General features: G+C 33.8%; 19 protein-coding genes and 1 other annotated feature. Of the genes, 5 read left to right on the top strand and 14 right to left on the bottom strand.

Going from position 1 to position 17,219, the window contains the following annotated elements; all coding sequences use genetic code 11:
* Position 1 precedes the first annotated feature (1 nt).
* The 6 genes from hisH to J3U13_RS05995 form a co-directional block, all read right to left on the bottom strand.
* Entirely contained in the window at positions 2 to 589 is a 588-nt protein-coding gene (gene hisH, locus J3U13_RS05970; protein ID WP_267340797.1) for an imidazole glycerol phosphate synthase subunit HisH, read from the bottom strand.
* Complete coding sequence (gene hisB, locus J3U13_RS05975) at positions 590 to 1,657, bottom strand: bifunctional histidinol-phosphatase/imidazoleglycerol-phosphate dehydratase HisB (protein WP_267340799.1); 1,068 nt, start codon at positions 1,655 to 1,657, stop codon at positions 590 to 592.
* An 8-nt stretch (positions 1,658 to 1,665) separates the two neighbouring features.
* Positions 1,666 to 2,724, bottom strand: a complete 1,059-nt coding sequence (gene hisC / locus J3U13_RS05980) for a histidinol-phosphate transaminase (protein WP_267340801.1) — start codon at positions 2,722 to 2,724, stop codon at positions 1,666 to 1,668.
* A gap of 5 nt (positions 2,725 to 2,729) precedes the next feature.
* Positions 2,730 to 4,028: a histidinol dehydrogenase gene (hisD, locus tag J3U13_RS05985; RefSeq protein WP_267340803.1), complete on the bottom strand. Its 1,299-nt coding sequence runs from the start codon at positions 4,026 to 4,028 to the stop codon at positions 2,730 to 2,732.
* A gap of 3 nt (positions 4,029 to 4,031) precedes the next feature.
* Positions 4,032 to 4,931 (bottom strand): ATP phosphoribosyltransferase, encoded by a 900-nt coding sequence (gene hisG, locus J3U13_RS05990; RefSeq protein ID WP_267340805.1) that lies wholly within the window; start codon positions 4,929 to 4,931, stop codon positions 4,032 to 4,034.
* A gap of 40 nt (positions 4,932 to 4,971) precedes the next feature.
* Positions 4,972 to 5,097: a sequence feature (His leader region), on the bottom strand.
* A gap of 338 nt (positions 5,098 to 5,435) precedes the next feature.
* On the bottom strand, positions 5,436 to 5,720 hold the full coding sequence (locus J3U13_RS05995) for an Lrp/AsnC family transcriptional regulator (RefSeq protein ID WP_267340806.1): 285 nt from the start codon (positions 5,718 to 5,720) through the stop codon (positions 5,436 to 5,438).
* Positions 5,721 to 6,124: 404 nt separating this feature from the next.
* Between J3U13_RS05995 and J3U13_RS06000 the strand changes: the two genes are divergently transcribed.
* Complete coding sequence (locus J3U13_RS06000; RefSeq protein WP_267340853.1) at positions 6,125 to 6,358, top strand: isochorismatase family protein; 234 nt, start codon at positions 6,125 to 6,127, stop codon at positions 6,356 to 6,358.
* A gap of 173 nt (positions 6,359 to 6,531) precedes the next feature.
* Positions 6,532 to 7,473, top strand: a complete 942-nt coding sequence (locus J3U13_RS06005; RefSeq protein ID WP_267340807.1) for a zinc-dependent alcohol dehydrogenase family protein — start codon at positions 6,532 to 6,534, stop codon at positions 7,471 to 7,473.
* A gap of 154 nt (positions 7,474 to 7,627) precedes the next feature.
* Here the strand turns inward: J3U13_RS06005 and J3U13_RS06010 are convergent, their stop codons facing one another.
* Both J3U13_RS06010 and J3U13_RS06015 read right to left on the bottom strand, forming a co-directional pair.
* Positions 7,628 to 8,038: a DoxX family protein gene (locus J3U13_RS06010; protein ID WP_267340808.1), complete on the bottom strand. Its 411-nt coding sequence runs from the start codon at positions 8,036 to 8,038 to the stop codon at positions 7,628 to 7,630.
* A gap of 444 nt (positions 8,039 to 8,482) precedes the next feature.
* Positions 8,483 to 8,770 (bottom strand): hypothetical protein, encoded by a 288-nt coding sequence (locus J3U13_RS06015; RefSeq protein ID WP_267340809.1) that lies wholly within the window; start codon positions 8,768 to 8,770, stop codon positions 8,483 to 8,485.
* 150 nt (positions 8,771 to 8,920) lie between these two features.
* Here J3U13_RS06015 and J3U13_RS06020 point away from each other — a divergent pair, with 150 nt between their 5' ends.
* Positions 8,921 to 9,547, top strand: a complete 627-nt coding sequence (locus J3U13_RS06020) for a TetR/AcrR family transcriptional regulator (RefSeq protein WP_267340811.1) — start codon at positions 8,921 to 8,923, stop codon at positions 9,545 to 9,547.
* A 591-nt stretch (positions 9,548 to 10,138) separates the two neighbouring features.
* On the opposite strand, the gene J3U13_RS06025 is transcribed toward J3U13_RS06020, so the two are convergent.
* The 4 genes from J3U13_RS06025 to crcB form a co-directional block, all read right to left on the bottom strand.
* Positions 10,139 to 10,597, bottom strand: coding sequence for a MarR family winged helix-turn-helix transcriptional regulator (locus J3U13_RS06025; RefSeq protein WP_267340812.1), 459 nt, complete (start codon positions 10,595 to 10,597; stop codon positions 10,139 to 10,141).
* Positions 10,598 to 10,600: 3 nt separating this feature from the next.
* A complete protein-coding gene (locus tag J3U13_RS06030) occupies positions 10,601 to 11,032 on the bottom strand; it encodes a hypothetical protein (RefSeq protein WP_267340813.1) in 432 nt (143 codons plus the stop codon).
* A 192-nt stretch (positions 11,033 to 11,224) separates the two neighbouring features.
* Positions 11,225 to 11,623, bottom strand: a complete 399-nt coding sequence (locus tag J3U13_RS06035) for a cell division inhibitor SulA (RefSeq protein WP_267340814.1) — start codon at positions 11,621 to 11,623, stop codon at positions 11,225 to 11,227.
* A gap of 105 nt (positions 11,624 to 11,728) precedes the next feature.
* Positions 11,729 to 12,106 carry a fluoride efflux transporter CrcB gene (gene crcB, locus J3U13_RS06040; RefSeq protein ID WP_267340815.1) on the bottom strand — a complete coding sequence of 126 codons (378 nt, stop codon included), beginning with the start codon at positions 12,104 to 12,106 and terminating at the stop codon, positions 11,729 to 11,731.
* Between the two features lie 268 nt (positions 12,107 to 12,374).
* On the opposite strand from crcB, the gene J3U13_RS06045 reads away from it, so the two are divergent.
* A complete protein-coding gene (locus J3U13_RS06045; protein WP_267340816.1) occupies positions 12,375 to 12,983 on the top strand; it encodes a riboflavin synthase subunit alpha in 609 nt (202 codons plus the stop codon).
* Between the two features lie 1,171 nt (positions 12,984 to 14,154).
* Positions 14,155 to 14,709: a YbhB/YbcL family Raf kinase inhibitor-like protein gene (locus tag J3U13_RS06050; protein WP_267340817.1), complete on the top strand. Its 555-nt coding sequence runs from the start codon at positions 14,155 to 14,157 to the stop codon at positions 14,707 to 14,709.
* Positions 14,710 to 14,802: 93 nt separating this feature from the next.
* On the opposite strand, the gene mmuM is transcribed toward J3U13_RS06050, so the two are convergent.
* A complete protein-coding gene (mmuM, locus tag J3U13_RS06055; RefSeq protein WP_267340819.1) occupies positions 14,803 to 15,744 on the bottom strand; it encodes a homocysteine S-methyltransferase in 942 nt (313 codons plus the stop codon).
* Positions 15,744 to 17,135 (bottom strand): S-methylmethionine permease, encoded by a 1,392-nt coding sequence (gene mmuP, locus J3U13_RS06060; RefSeq protein ID WP_267340820.1) that lies wholly within the window; start codon positions 17,133 to 17,135, stop codon positions 15,744 to 15,746. The genes mmuM and mmuP overlap by 1 nt, the downstream gene beginning before the upstream one ends.
* Positions 17,136 to 17,219: the final 84 nt, after the last annotated feature.

The following is a 17,219-nucleotide window of genomic DNA, read 5'->3' on the forward strand; positions in this document are numbered from 1 at the left end:
GTTACATCTCCAAAAAGTTTTTTAGTAATTGTGCACCGGCTGATCCAGAACGTTCGGGATGAAACTGTACACCGTAAAAGTTGTCTTTTTGTACGGCAGCGGTAAAGCTTTCTCCGTAATTGGTTTCTGCAATAGTTGCTGAGCATAGTGGCATCGCGTATCCATGAACAAAGTAAAAATAAGCATCATCTGCAATATCTCTAAATAGATGATGACCAGCTTTTGGGTAAACTTGATTCCAACCCATATGAGGCAAAGGTAAACCAACATTCGAAATTTCATCTACTTTTTCGTCAATTATTCCTAATGTTTGTACGTGCCCCTCGCTGCTGTATTTGGCTAGCAGTTGCATACCAAGACAAATACCTAAGACGGGTTGAGTACAAGCTTTAATAAGATCAACTAAATTGCGTTCTTTTAACTTCTTCATTGCTGCTGAAGCGGATCCTACACCGGGTAAAAACAGCTTATCACAGTCAAGTACTACTTCGGGTTCAAGACTAATTATGGGGTTATACCCCAATCGTTCTATGGCATATTTAACCGAAGAGAGGTTAGCGCAACCCGTATCGAGAATGACAACTTTCATCTACAGTACTCCTTTTGAGCTCGGTAATCTATTACCATCTATCTTGATAGCTTGCTTTAACGTTCGTGCAAAGGCTTTAAATAAACTTTCAACTTTATGGTGATCATTATTGCCTTGCGTTTCAATATGTAAGGTAATTGCCATAGCGTAACTGATAGAATAAAAGAAATGTTCGACCATTTGGGTGCTCATATCGCCCACTTTGGGATAAGTAAATTGCGCATTAAATTTCAGAAAAGGACGCCCTGAAATATCCATTGCGCATTCAGCTAAACATTCATCCATAGGAATGACTGAAGCATAGCGAGTAATCCCTCGTTTATCACCTAAAGCGATTTTTAACGCTTCACCTAATGCTAATCCAGTATCTTCAATGGTATGATGGTCATCAATCTGCAAATCTCCATTCACTTTGATGTTAAGTTTGATCCCTCCATGGGTGGCGATTTGATCCAACATATGATCAAAAAAACCAATACCAGTAGTGATTTGACTATCACCTTGGCGATCAAGCCAAACTTCAACTAAAATCTTTGTCTCTTTAGTGTTACGTTCGACTTTTGCATAGCGGTCATCAGTGGTTAAACGTTGAGCTATTTCGAGCCAATTTAATGTGTTAGAATTGTAATGTAATCCTTTAATCTGCATATTTTCAGCAAGTTGAATATCAGTGATCCTGTCACCAATAACATAACTATTATTTTTATCTATGTTACCATTGCTAAGATAAGGTAGAACTAATTGGATTTTCGGCTTACGACATTGACAATTATCTTCTGAAAAGTGAGGACAAATCAGTACTTCTTCAAAATTAACCCCTTGTGATTGAAAAATTTGCATCATTAAATTGTGAGGTCCATCAAAATCAGATTGTGGATAATTACTGGTACCGAGGCCATCTTGATTTGTTATCATCACCAGTTTAAAACCAGCGGATTGCAACTTAAGCAGAGCAGGGATGACATTAGGTTCTAACGCCAACTTCTCAAAGCTATCGACCTGAAAATCGATTGGCGGTTCTGTGATTAATGTTCCATCACGGTCAATAAATAAATATTTTTGTAACATCATTGCTCCTATATTATCGCTTTGAGTGCCAAAATTACCGCATCACATTCGGCTGCTGTGCCAACACTAATGCGAATGATACTATCTTGCCCGATAGATTTGCTTTGATCGCGCAAAATAATGCCCTGATTCCATAATGACTGAAACACATCTTTACCTGTTTGAAATTTAACACATAAATAGTTAGAGGAACTAGGATAAACTTTTTCGACGATTGGTAAAGCCGACAAATCCTGTGCAAACTTCTGCTTTTGAGCATTGATAAGTTGTACTTGTTGTCGCATTTTTTCAATACCAATTTTACTAAGTGCTTGCGTCGCGATATCCGCTACGGGTGTTGCCAATGGATAAGGAGCAATGACTTTTTGTAATGCAGCTATCACAGGTTTGTTAGCAATAGTAAAACCACATCGTAAACCAGCCAATGCGAAAGCTTTTGATAAAGTTCTTAAAATAACTAAATGCGGATATTTTGCTAACCAACTAACCACGGAAGAATCTGGCGAAAACTCAATATAAGCCTCATCTATCACCACAAGAGCACGATTTTTAGCAATATCTAATAGTGTTTTAATATCATCAGGATTAATTAAATTACCCGTTGGATTATTTGGCGAGCAAATATAAATTAATTTTACATTATCAATATGTTGATTAATTCCCAGTAAATCCAGCTGCCAATCTGATGTTGTTGGTACGGTTTTGATATTAATACCTAATGTTTCTGCGCTAACCTGATACATACCATAAGTAGGAGGACAATATAAAATGCTATCTTGCTGTGGCTCACAAAATGCCCGCATTAACAGTTCAATTGCTTCATCAGCTCCACGACTTACAATGAGTTGTTCCGGTTTAACACCTACATAATGAGCATAACTATTAATCACCTGTTTAGGTTGTGGTTCAGGATAACGGTTTAATGTCTGTTGAGTTAAATGAAATTGCGGAGCAATAGGGTATTCATTGGCATTTAACCATATATCACCTTTTCCACCTATCCGTCGAGCAGATTGGTAAGGTGTTAATTTCTGAACATTCTTTCTGACTAATCGATTAATATCCATATTATTCACCTATTTTTAGTATTTAATGCAGCTAAACGAAGCGTTACAGCTTGTTTATGAGCAGTAAGCTGCTCCGCTTGCGCCATTAATTCAACCGAATGACCAATGGCTTGTAAGCCTTCAGGCGATAATTTTTGTATGGTCATACGTTTTTGAAAATCGGCCAATCCAAGACTTGAGTAAGTCGCTGTATAACCATAAGTTGGTAAAACATGATTAGTTCCTGAAGCATAATCACCCGCTGATTCAGGTGACCAATTACCTAAAAATATTGAGCCCGCACTAGTAATTTGTTCTACCAGATCATCGGCATTTTGCGTTTGAATAATTAAATGCTCAGGACCATAACAATTACTGATAGCAATACATTGAGCTAAATCTTTGGTCACAATAAGACGACTTTCTTGTAACGCCTTTTCGGCAATGTCTTTTCGAGATAATTGGGTTAATTGTTTATCAACTTCAATTGAAACCGCTTTAGCAATATTTTCATCTGGAGTGACTAGTACCACTTGTGAATCAGGACCATGCTCCGCTTGTGATAATAAATCGGCAGCAATAAAAGCAGGATTAGCTGAATTGTCGGCGATAACCAACACTTCTGAAGGACCAGCAGGCATATCAATTGCTGCTCCATCAAGACGTTGGCTAACTTGGCGTTTAGCTTCAGTAACAAAAGCATTACCTGGACCAAAAATTTTATCAACTTTAGGTACTGATTCACTTCCAAAAGCCAATGCAGCGATGGCTTGAGCACCACCTAATTGGTATATTTCGGTCACACCGCAAAGTTCAGCCGCATATAAGATTTCATCTGCGATCGGTGGTGGAGAGCATAAAATTACGTTACGGCAACCCGCAATTTTAGCCGGAATAGCTAGCATTAACACTGTAGATAATAACGGCGCAGAACCACCTGGAATATAAAGACCTACTGAATCAATCGGACGGGTAACGAGCTGACATTTTATTCCCGGTATTGTTTCAACAGTAATTGCTGATTTAACTTGAGCTTGGTGAAATTTTTCAATATTACTGACGGCTAATTGCATTGCCTGTTTTAATTCAGGTTTAACTCGTGTCGTTGCTGTTTTGATCGCATCTTGTGTCAATTTTATTTGTTGGATTTGTATTTTATCAAACTTATTACTGAGTGCGATTAAAGCTTGATCACCATTTTGTTGCACCTGATTTAAAATATCTGTTACCGCTTGGCTAATTGAATCTGAAGCGGTGATAGCCGGGCGAGTTAATAATGCTGTCCGCTCTGTATCTGAACATTGTTGCCAATATGAAAGTTTCATTTTTTACTCCATCATTTTTTCGATTGGTAAGACAAGAATTGAGCTAGCCCCCAATGCTTTGAGTTTTTCCATGGTTTCCCAAAATAGTGATTCAGAGCTCACCATATGTAATGCCACACGATTTTGCTCACCTGTAAGTGGTAATATCGTAGGATTTTCAGCACCAGGTAATAAAGCCACAACTTGATCTAAAACTTTGGTTGGCGCATGTAACATAATGTATTTGGATTCACGAGCTTGGATAACCCCTTGAATTCGAGTCATTAACTTATCAATCAACGCTTGCTTGTCAGGTGGCATTTCGCCTTGGCGTTGAATTAAGCAAGCTTTAGATTTGTAAATCACTTCAATCTCTTTGAGTCCATTTGCTTCAAGTGTTGCACCGCTTGAAACTAAGTCACAAATAACATCAGCCAGACCTGCTCGTGGTGCTACTTCTACTGAACCATTGAGCAAGCAGGTTTTAAAAGTTACGTGGTATTGAGAAAGATAACGGCGGAGTAAGTGAGGATAGGTGGTAGCGATACGTAAATCATTTAAACATTCAGGAGCGGTATAATCAAAATCACGAGGAGCAGCAATCGATAACCGACAACCGCCAAAATCCAAACGGCGTAATGTTTTATATTGAGGATTGAACCCTTCGGCTTGTCGGTCTAACACCTCTTCTTCTAAAACATTTTCGCCAACAATCCCTAGATCGACAACCCCATCAATTACTAATCCAGGAATATCGTCATCACGAACGCGTAAAATATCAATTGGCATATTTTCAGCGAACGCAATCAAACGTTGTTCTTGAAGGTTAATTTTAATACCACATTGTGCGAGCAGTTTTTTTGATTCATCACTTAAACGACCCGATTTCTGCATTGCTATACGTAAACGCGAATTATCCAACATATTATTCTCCAATTTATTCTAAAAAATTTTTAAACTACAAACAAAAAAACCCTCGAAAGTTTGATCTTCCGAGGGTTTTCTGCTTGCTTTCGCGATATCACCGGAAGACCAATTGTCTTCCAGCACCAATCGCCCGAAGACTAATCAGGTATGATGGTGATGATGTTTAATAACAAAAACGCAAAAACAATTCATAAAATAAAACCAATAAGTTAATTAATTATTAAAATTACTATACAAAATATAACAGAAATGAATAACTATCAACTCATTTTTTTATAATTTAAAGATAAATTTGTAAATGCCGAGTTTCTCTATATTTCACCGATTACGGTTATTAATTGATAATAAATCAATGAAATAAAACAAACTTGATTATAAAATTTGTTTTAATTGACGACAAACTTTATAACGACCAAAATCCGTAATTTTAGTTAAGAAAGAGGTCAACGCATTATTGTCGAACTGACTGATAATCCTATAGCACCCATTGCCAGTAATCTTTTAAAATTTGATGAGTTCATTAAAATACTTTACTAAATTTTCAAAAGAAGCAAATTGATTAGTGTCCATATAAATAGTAATAAATTGTAAGTGTCGTTTTTGCTCTTTAATGGTGAATTTTTCAATAATATGCTTGTTGAGCCTATCTTGAACTCGTTGACCTACAGCTTGGCTAGATAAAAACACTTTTTCGCCAATTTCCCGCCATGATTGACGGCTATTATTTCTTAATACCTTTAAAATTTTTTGATCTTTCTTATCCATTGTTTCAATTTGAAAGTTCATCGATATTTATCATTTCAATTTGCTATGCTTTTTGAACGTTAAATATTAAAAAATAATATTACGAAACTTGATATAAGGAGAGAAAAATGACTCAAGCATTATTACTCATTGCTGTGCAAAATGATTATCTTACCTGACGGTAACTATCCATTAAATAATACCGAAGAAGTTCTACAACATACTCTAAAACTTTAAAATTTTTTCGAAAAAACAATTACTTATTGTTTATATACAACATATTAACCGGGATCTTAATGCTGTTTTTTTTGTAAATCATAGTTATGGTAGTCAATTGCATGTCAAATTACTTGCTATTAATAAACCTAATGAATTGAACATTCAAAAAGCGCATCCAAATAGCTTTTATCATACACAGTTGCAACAGAAGTTAGAGCAATTAGGGAATAACACAATTAGTAATTTGTAGGATGATGAGTCATATGTGCGTTGATTCTACTGCCCGCTGTGCATTCGAGCTTAATTATCAACCGATTTTAGTTCATGATGCTTGCACTATTTGTGATCTTGACTTCAATGGCAATATTATCCATTCACAAGATGTACATAATAGTTTTATGTCCGCATTAATGCAATCCACTACGATAATAAGCTGTGAATCATTTATACGAGTATCGTGATATCAAGACAACGAAAGGAATTCACTTATTGATAATTAGAATTTGATTGATATGCATTTGGATGGCACAAAAAAGACCATCTAAATGTCGAAAGTGAATCGAATAATTTACTATTAAATGAGTTATAATGAGGACATTTTATTCTGATTAAAGATAACTTTTAGGAATCATATTTGAACTCTGCGTTATGTTATAAGCAATATGGTATCCCTGAACATGTATTGAAGCTTGAATGTTTAAATAAGCCCTTAGTAAAAAAAGATTGCATTAGAGTCGAAATGTTATATGCGCCAATTAACGCTTCAGATCTTATTCCAATTACAGGGGCGTATCAACATCGTATTATATTGCCACAGATTGCTGGCTATGAAGGTGTCGGAGTGGTTATTGAAGCACCTTCAACACATCAATACCTGATTGGAAAGCGTGTATTACCATTAAGAGGGGAAGGAACTTGGCAAAATTTTGTTGATTCACCCGCACACTATGCTATCCCCATCCCCGATTATATAGAAAATGATTTAGCCGCCCGAGCTTATATTAATCCCGTTGCCGCCTGGTTGATGCTTAAACGTTTTCCTCCTCAAAAAAAACATATTTTAGTCACGGCAGGTGGGGCCGATTGTGCAAAGTTACTTTGCAAATGGGCAAGAAATTCACAAGCGTTATCGATAACTGCCATTTGTCGCTCAGATAATCATATTCAATTTTATAATAAATATGGCATTAAAACTTTAAACCAAAATGATACTAATGCTATAAGATATTTTGCTGCACAGGCAGATCTTGTTTATGATGCAGTTGGTGGCGTTCTTGCTAAAACAATTTTAAATAATATGCAGGAATTAAGTGAATTTATTTCTTATGGATTACTTTCAGGTGTTAACTTAATAAATAATAGAAGGTTACCTAAGGTACATTGGTTTCATGTTCGTCACTGTATAAGCAATATGAGTCAAGTTCAGTGGCAAAATATGTTTGATGACATTTGGCCAAAGTTGGACAAAAATGATTTAAATCAACCTTACTTGTTTGACTTTAACAATTGGAAAAGCGCCATTAAAGCTTATCGGCAAGTCGGCATCAATAGTAAACCATTATTAGCTATAAAATGAAGAATTTGAAGGTTTGATTCATTAGCGGTAATTAATGAAGTTATAATCCTTTATGGATGATAAATCTGATTAAGCAAATCGCTCTATTACCTAAAAGTTTAGGAAAGGTAATCGTAGACGGATCTAACCTTTCCTAAAACTCAGCCTATAATGATTAAACGGTTTGTGTATATTTTTTCCCTGATAAAACACTAAATCGACCAGTACCTAATAATGCAAGACTGAAAGCAGCTAAAGACATAAATGCAGGATACTCCCAACCTCCTCCCGGATTGGTAAATGACCAACCATTAGTCCAATGTACAATGGTGATTATTGCAAGTTGAAAGAAGGCAATTAACGCAATTGCACGAGTTAAAATACCTAATAATAACAATGCACCGCCGCCAATTTCAAAAACAATAACAAGATAAGAAAAAAATCCTGGAAATCCAAGGGTATGAAAATATTCAGCCGTACCTTCTGGGGTGAGAACAAGTAATTTGGTAAAACCGTGAGCTAAAAACATCATACCTAAAGCAATTCGTAATACAAATGCTGCTACATCAGTTTGATATTCTTTCATTTTGTGTTTCCTATAGTCAGTTAACAAAATAATAATTAAAATCAGAAGTAAGAGGCATTCATTTCTAAAGCGATTACTTATTTACAACATAGGATACTGCACTTGAGATTGTCTCACAGATAACAATGATTAGTAAAGTTACTTACGAAAATTGACAATCTTATAGCGATTATATTGACATTGATTGGTAGTTCAATGATGGATTTGTAGATAAAAATAACGGTGTAACAATAATGTTACACCGTTATGTCTTACTTATTGTTGGTGTCAAATTAATTTAAATAGGTCTTTTGTTTATTTTAACGCAATTTTGTTGGTTCCCCTTGCATTGAATTTACACTCTAAAATCCATTGAAATCCGGACAATTGTGTAAAATATATTTATCATCCTCTGTTGTTATAATTTAAGCTGCTCCATTGCTTTATCAAAATATCCACCTAAATTTAAAATTGCGTCTTCACCGTTTGAACCAACATAAATAACTTCGCCTTAACAAACTTAGATGTTTTTCTATTAGAACAATAAATAGCTTCTTTTGTATTTATATGGTAATTTGCTGTTAGCTCGGCAGTAAAATCGACCAAATGATTCCGTTGGTGAGGTTGAGTTGAATTATCAACAACTTTAACAGTCAGTTTTTTGAGATTAAGTAGCTTTTTTAAAGAGCTTACTCTCTCTTCTAACTTAGTGTTTTGTGTTGTGACTAAGTAAATCGTATTTGGTAATGCCATTAAAACTCCTTAAAGGATAAAATAGAACTCCATACTTTTACTAAATAACTCATATAATGGAATAGTATATAACAGAAATGAGACTAATGTCTCATAGAATTTAATATATCAATTTTTATCATAATAAGCAATAATTTATAAAAAAATAATATGGATAAACAAAATATCGTAATACCACAAAAATATACAGGTGTTAAAAAACGTACATTTGAGCATTTAATACATACGGCATTAACTATTTTAGATGAAGGTAACGAATTAACCATTAGTGAGTTAGCAGATAAATCAAAAATTTCAAGGGCAACTGCCTATCGCTATTTTCCTACACAAAGTGATTTAATTTCGGCTGTTGTTGATTATTCACTCGAACCAATTTTACGTTGGCAATCCGACGAACAGGATTTGGGAAAAAAAATAAATGATTTTTTATCATTTGCTTTTACCCACATGATAAAACACGAAGGGGCTATAAGGGCAGCAATGCGATTGTCTTTACAACAATGGGCAACTGAACGTTCAACAACATCATCGAAGTCTGAAAAATTTGTCCGTGGAAATCATAAAGAAGTGCTCTCTAATTTACTGCAACCATTACAATCCCAATTAAATGATGAACTGAATAATAAATTAATTTATACCTTGTCGATAATTTTTGGTTCTCAAATTACAGTATTAAAAGATGTATGGAATTTAGAAGATTCCTATATTGTATCACTGTCGCAATGGATCATTAAAGCTGTTATTAATCAAGCTAAACAAGATGCATCCAAGCTTTGAGTTTTAATTATTGCTATATTAATCATAATTTTATATTGTTTGATGCAAGCGAAAGATCATTTTTTTAGAATCGACTATAAGAATGAAATGCATTGATTTAATTTAAATCGTTGCTTTTTTCCAAACTTTATCATCTATTTCAATAGTTATGATGTTTCTTGAATAAACATGCAATTAATATTTTAGTTAATACCGTAATGAACATAATGTAAATCGATTATTTGTGCCAGAAATTGTCTGTTTTTGAAATATTTTTATTAACATTAAATATTTTAAGAAAAAAGCTTTAAGTTATCCAAAGTTAATCAAAAAAATATCGGTAACATTTTCATTAGGATTTAGACTATCATCAAGAATTTTTCTTCTATAAATGGTAAATTTCATACTCACAATAAGACTTTATCCGATCAGTATTTGTAATCTAAACGCATCACTATTTGTAATATTTAATCGCAACATAAGAAAAAATTATCAAACTTATAATATTGATCAGGATGTGCTTTAATTGTTAATGTTTCCGTTCTTTATTTATGTTGTCAGAAAGTCACTTACTTATTGCTAATGTCTATTGATAATGAAAGATACAATATCTCACTTATTTTTTAAAAGCGTTAATAGCATTTCATTGAAAATAAGACGGTCTTTACCCAGAACCGAAAAAAACTGATGATCAATTTCTTCAACTAAAGGAACAGTTTTATTGATTTTTTCAAAACCACTTTCGGTTAGAATGATGGATTTTGCTCGACTATCTTTAGCTGAAGTCATCCTTATGATGAATGATTTCTTTTCTAAATTTTCTAAAATTTGTGAAATTGTCATGACATCAATATTCGTTTTTTTCGCTAAAAGGATTTGTGTTATTTCATTTTCATATTCAGATAAATAGGCTAGGGTAGCAAGTACAATAAATTGAGGATGAGTAATCGACTCTTTCTTTAGGCAATTTTTTATTTTAGTCTGCCAACAAGAATAAGCCCTCATAAAAAGAAAACCAACTGAATCAGAGTCCTTTTGGAATCGTGTTAAGAGCTTATTAACTTTTGTCATAATTTACCTTTCAACAAGATTTTTTAATGAAAATGTTTTATCAATGATATCATCTGATATTTGCTTTAGAAAGTCATAAGCTAGTTTGTCATCTAATTCATCGACAGGTTTTAATGAAATTTCAGATTTGAGATTATATTGATTAGGTTCAACTTCAATTATTTGATGAGAAAAAGATAAAAGCCCAATATCTGGCATATTAAATTCTTCGGTAAATTCCTTATTCTCTAAAACCTTTGATAAAGTGAACTCCATCTCTGGCATATTTTCCAATTTAAATATGCCTTTAGCTCCTGAAATTAATCCATCATTTACATAAAAATCTTCTAAATCGGTCTCCCATAATTTTCTCAAATTGAGATCAACATAATATTGCCAAATCACTGATGGCTTAGCGGTTGTTGGTAATGAAAATGTGATTGATAGTTTATTCATGATTTGATTCTCCATTTAATAAGTAATCTTATTGTATGTATACTTATAATTTAAAGCAATAAAAATTTAACTTATTTATTTATTTATCTTTAATAGTTGGATACGGTCATATAAAAAGACACTGTTAGGTTAGAAAGCATCTTTTTATACACTGAGGATTAAAATTAATTAGGCTGTTCAGTTTTAAAAAAATTAATGATATTGAACTGTTTGTTGTGTCTGTTCATCGTGAACTAATAATAAACACGTATCACTGTTTGAGACGGCTTGTTCAATACGTAGTTTATCTTGCTCATTAAGATCATTAATACAAGCAACAATATAGCTACAGGTTTTGCTTTTTAATGCTTTTTCAATAGTAGATATTAAATTTTCATTTTTAAGATTACTCAATTGCACCACTTTTTGTTTATCAAGTCCTGCAATATTTACCCATGAACGCTTTAACATTGGTCGATCAGATAGCCATAATTGCCATTTTTTAGCTTTATTAAGTGATTTCAACAAAGGGCGCTGTTGTTGTAAAATCTGCTGAAAAGGGGATTCAAAATTAATCGCCATAAGTTGTGATGAAGAGTGTTCAATAAGCATAGTAATCCCATTACTGTATTAATATACAGTGTATATTAATACAGTAATTTGTGATTGTAAACTCTCTGTGTGATCATTTTTTATATAATTTTTTATGTAACAGAATTAAGAACGCAATAACTGATAAGAAAAAATCCCTAAAAAAGTCATTAAAACTGAACCAATAACATGAATGGCAATAGTGGTTAATCCCCATGCAATACGGCCCTCTTGTAAGAAATTCACGATTTCCGCCGAAAAAGTTGAAAAGGTCGATAATCCACCGCAAAAACCAGTGATCACCAATAAACGCCATTCATTAGGAAGGTTTGAATGATTAAAAAAAGCAATTGCAAAGCCAATAATATACCCCGCAACCAGATTTGCCAATAATGTTCCCAAAGGAATGGCAAAAGCGAGAATATTTAATTTAAGTGACAGAAACCACCGCAATAAACCACCGGCGACTGAACCGACCGAAATAGCTAAAATAAGTTTTAACATACTGAATCCTTAAAATTGGGCGTATTGTTTATTAACAATAATGTTTATTCTTATTAGTAAAGAACGATAACTATAACCGAGATAATAAGAAAATGCATAATATTCATTGCTGCATCATTTTTAGATTAAAAAAATAATCGTTATATCATTGTGTTTTAGAATTATCAATAAGATAGAATCATGCCCAAGTAAATGTGCTTAAGGATAGATAATTACCTGGTAATTAAGTAGAATAGTTGAAAATTTTCGTTTAATTCAAGGATACAATATGTATACAGGTATTGTGCAGGGTCAAGGTAAAATTATTGATATCATCGATCAAGATAACTTAAGAACTTATAAGGTAAAATTGCCTGAAAAATTAACGCAACATATCGAAATCGGCGCATCAATTGCTAACGATGGCTGTTGTTTAACTGTGACCGATTTTAAAGATGATTGGGTCACCTTTGACATAATGAAAGAAACATTAGCACTTACTACATTAGGCGATAAAAAGCTTGATGATTTGGTTAATATAGAACGTAGTGCCAAATATGGCGATGAAATTGGTGGTCATATAATGTCTGGGCACATATCTTGCACCGCCACAATTGTTGATATCCAAAAAACGACAACGAATTGCCAAATGACTTTAGCTTTACCCTCTAAATTCACCAAGTATGTTTTCTACAAAGGTTTTATTGGTGTTGACGGTGCTAGCCTAACCGTTGGTAATATCATGGATAATCATTTTCAAATTAATTTAATTCCTGAAACACTCGCGATTACGACTTTAAATACAAAAAAAGTAGGAGATAGAGTTAATATTGAAATTGATTCACAGACTCAAGCAATTGTTGATACAGTTGAAAGAGTTCTAGCGGAAAGCAATTAACATTTCCTTTTTAGATTAAATCATTTAAAAAATGATTATGTTAATTCTAAACATTCCTGTTTTGTCGACTTTCGAACATTTTAATGTATTGAATTCATCGTTACTATAGGGATGCTTGATTTAAGGCTTTGTTATAAAAGCCTTAATATCCCCACAACCATTCAAAAAATCTTAAACTTTGTTCTTGAGCAATCCTTCGACGGCTAATTAAGGATATCAATAAAAGTTTGCTATTGTCATTAATGGATTATTTTTGTGAAAAAGTTTGAGGTTGTGCATACGTTTAAGTAAAAAACACATTTAAAACATCACCTATCGAATATCAATGATTCCCTCTATTCATCTTTTGTTGGTGCTAAGAGGTCAACTTTTGATAAGCTTTTTTCAAAAAATAATATTATGGAAGTTATCTATCTGAAATTGATTTAAAACTTGTTAAAAAAGTAAGATGAATTTTACAAAGTAAGAACTTGTTGGCTGATTTATCAGGTTGAGTTTTTTAGCTTTTTTAAAGCTCTAAAGATCTTTATTCGTATTTTAGGAGCAGCATATTTATGTCCGTATTCTTAACTATAAAAATTTGGATAGGCTATAAGATTTATTTACTTGCACTATAGCAAAGAAATAACAGCGTATTATCAATATTATAGGTGGATATAAAACTGAATTTACCACTTGTTTGACTTAATGACATCGATAACTGATCTGCTGTTACTCAATTAACGAAAGGTTAATGCTGCATTTTCAAATTAACCTCAATGAAACATACTGAAGCAGATACGTAAACAGATAATTGAGATTGAATATTTCAGTAAAGAAAGGATCTCAATAGAATTTGAGAAGTTAAAATCAGAGGTGTACGAAAAAATTCATTCAATTCATTCAATTCAGTCTGAAAAGATGAGTATACTAAAAGTAAGTTTCATTGAAGAGTGATAATAACGAAATGGTATAGACTCCTAAATATTTTTTACAAATAAATAGTATTATCAATAAAAAGCTCAAACCACAAACCTCTAAATAGAAATTAATATAATCAATTCATTCACGGTTTAAAATAAAAAAAGTAAATCTAAAAAATGATATTTATCTTTTTATAGACAACGTTTATAGTATTCATAAAGTATAATTATATGACTTCAATTAAATGAAATATTATATAAGGATTAATATGAAGATTATTAATAAATTAAAAACTGTAATGTGCTGTGCTTTATTGTTGAGTTCTGCGAGTTCTTTAGCCTCTGAAATGCAGTTAGCTGTTCCTGATCTTGTCAAAAAAGGTTTTACTAATAAATTTATTTATAACCAATTCGGTTGCCAAGGAGAAAATCAATCTCCAAATATTTCGTGGCATAATGTACCTAAAGATGCAAAAAGCCTAGTGATAACTATGTATGATCCTGATGCACCAACAGGCTCTGGCTGGTGGCATTGGACGGTAGTCAATATTCCAGTTGATGTGACTGCGCTTAAGCGTTCTGCTGGCAATAATCCTGATCTATTGCCCAAAGGCAGTCAAGTGGTTCGCAATGACTTTGGTGTAGCTGGTTACGGCGGACCATGCCCTCCAGAAAAATCTGACCACCGTTATCAATTTACACTCTACGCACTTGATATTGATCATTTAGATGTTGATGACCAAACGACACCAGCATTAATTGGTTTTATGGTTAATTCACATCTGATTTCTAAAGCAACTGTCACTTATCATTACTCACGATAAAATGGATTAGCTATTGGATAACAACTACCGAATTAATGAATCAGTTCGGCAGTTGTTATATTGTTGTACTTGAATTTTTGCGTGTGTGATGAACTATTTTTTCATTAATAACTGATGAATTTCCACAATATCCTCAGGAGTTGTTTGGCAACAACCACCGATTAATTTAGCGCCTAATTTGGTCCAGGCATCTAATTGATTGGCAAAGGTACAATTGTGATCATGGTTTTTATGCCATAGCTTGGTCGTTGGATCATACTGCTCGCCTGAATTAGGGTAAACGATTAACGGTTTACAGGTTAGTTGACTCAATACCTCTAAAGCAGGGGTAACTTTCTCCAGAGCAATGCAATTAATCCCAACACTGACAATTTGCTCAATACGATTTAAATAGTCAATAACTTGTATTAAGGGAGTACCGTCGCTGAGGTGTTGTTGATCTTTTAATGTTAATGAAAACCAGCAGCTAACCAATGGAAATTGTTGTAATAATTTTACTAACGCTTTGATTTCCAAAAATGATGGTAATGTTTCACAAGCTAAAATATCTACACCTGCGTCAATCAGTGCTGCAATGCGATCTTTGTGAAATCCAATAAATTCATCCTCATTGAGGTGATAATCGCCAGTATATTCGGAGCCATCTGCAAGATAAGCACCATAAGGACCCACTGAACCTGCAATTAAGAGAAATTTATTTAGTTTGATCTCATTGAGGTATTGTGTTCTGGCTTGTTTGGCTAATTTTACACTGGTTTTGATTAGCTCGATTGACTCCTCGATCCCAATTCCTTTTTTGGCAAATCCCATTGGTGTTGCTTGATAGCTCGCAGTTATGGCGCAATCAGCTCCAGCTTTGAAATAATCATAATGTACTTGTTGAATTAATTCTGGCTGTTCAATTAATATTTTGGCTGACCATAAACTGTCGTTAAGATCGCTACCTCGACGTTGCAGTTCGCTAGCTAATGCACCATCAATAATGATATAACCTTTTTGTTTTAAAAGGGTTGTTATAGAACTATTGTTTTTCATTATTTATGACTCTTGTTTTGATACGTTTGGGTAAAATGATGAGCAATAAAGCAAAAAATCACGAATGGAATACCACAATATAATGCTATACGTTGTTCAGGATCGAACGCTAATCCAATACAAGCAATTAGACACAGAATAAAGCCTAAAATTGGCACTACTGGATAAAATGGTGCTTTAAATTTAAGATTTTTTTGCTCTGATGCGGATAATTGCTTTCGATAGAAATAGTGCGAAGCACAAATACTTAACCATACGGCTACCACAGCAAATCCTGAAATTGCCGTTAAAGCAACAAATACAGTATCAGGTGCAATGATACTAGAAAACAGGGCTAACAATCCCCCTAACATACTGACAGCAATTGCAGTAGTTGGGATACCTTTATCAGTTAATTGAGCAAAGCATTTTGGTAATGTGCCTTGATTTGACAGTGACCAGAGCATGCGACCTGAAGCATAAAGTCCAGAATTTGCTGCTGATAAAATCGCAGTTAGAATGACAAAATTAAAGATATCGGCAGCATAAGCAATACCGATATTTTCAAAGACCATCACAAAGGGACTGGTTACAACACCTGCTTGATCCATGGGTAAAAGTGCGGCTAAAACAAAAATAGTGCCAACAAAAAATATGATCAAGCGTAGAATAGTGGTTTTTATGGCTAATGGAATCGATTTTTCAGGATTATGAGTTTCGCCAGCGGCGATCCCGATAAGTTCAGTTCCTGAGAATGCGAAGTTGACCGATACCATTGTCATAACTATTGGGATTATGCCATTAGGGAACCAACCGTGATCAGTAATATTGTGCAAAAATGGGGCTGGAATATCATTTTTCATTGGAATAAAGCCGAAGATCGCGGCAGTACCAGCAATAATAAATACGACAATGGTGATGACTTTAATTATTGAGAACCAAAATTCACTTTCAGCAAAAAACTGTGCTGTAACGATATTGAGTGCAAAAATCACTAAACAAAAAATTAAACACCAAATCCATACTGCAATATCAGGGAACCAGTATTGCATACACATGCCGGCAGCCGTTAGGCTTGAACCCAATGCAACTGTCCATGTCAGCCAATATAACCATGCAACAGTATAGCCTGTAGCTGGGCTGATAAAGCGCGAGGCATAGGTATGAAAGGCGCCTGTTTCGGGCATAGCAACAGCTAACTCACCGAGGCATAGCATGACCAAATACACCACTAGCGCACCAATTAAATAAGATATTATTGCACCAATTGCTCCCGCAGTAGCAATAATGTATCCAGTATTAAAAAACAACCCCGTACCAATTACGCCACCTAAAGATAGCATAATTAAATGTCGGGTTTTCATAGTGCGTTTGAATTGATTTTCATTTGAGGATAGAGAATGAGTATTCATAATTATATTATTTTGAGCTTTTAAGGTTAATATTCCGCCAGTATGGCTGACGGAAAAGACTATTTGAATTGTTATTTTTATTTA

This window comes from Gilliamella sp. B2887, assembly GCF_026537015.1.
GTDB lineage: Bacteria > Pseudomonadota > Gammaproteobacteria > Enterobacterales > Orbaceae > Gilliamella.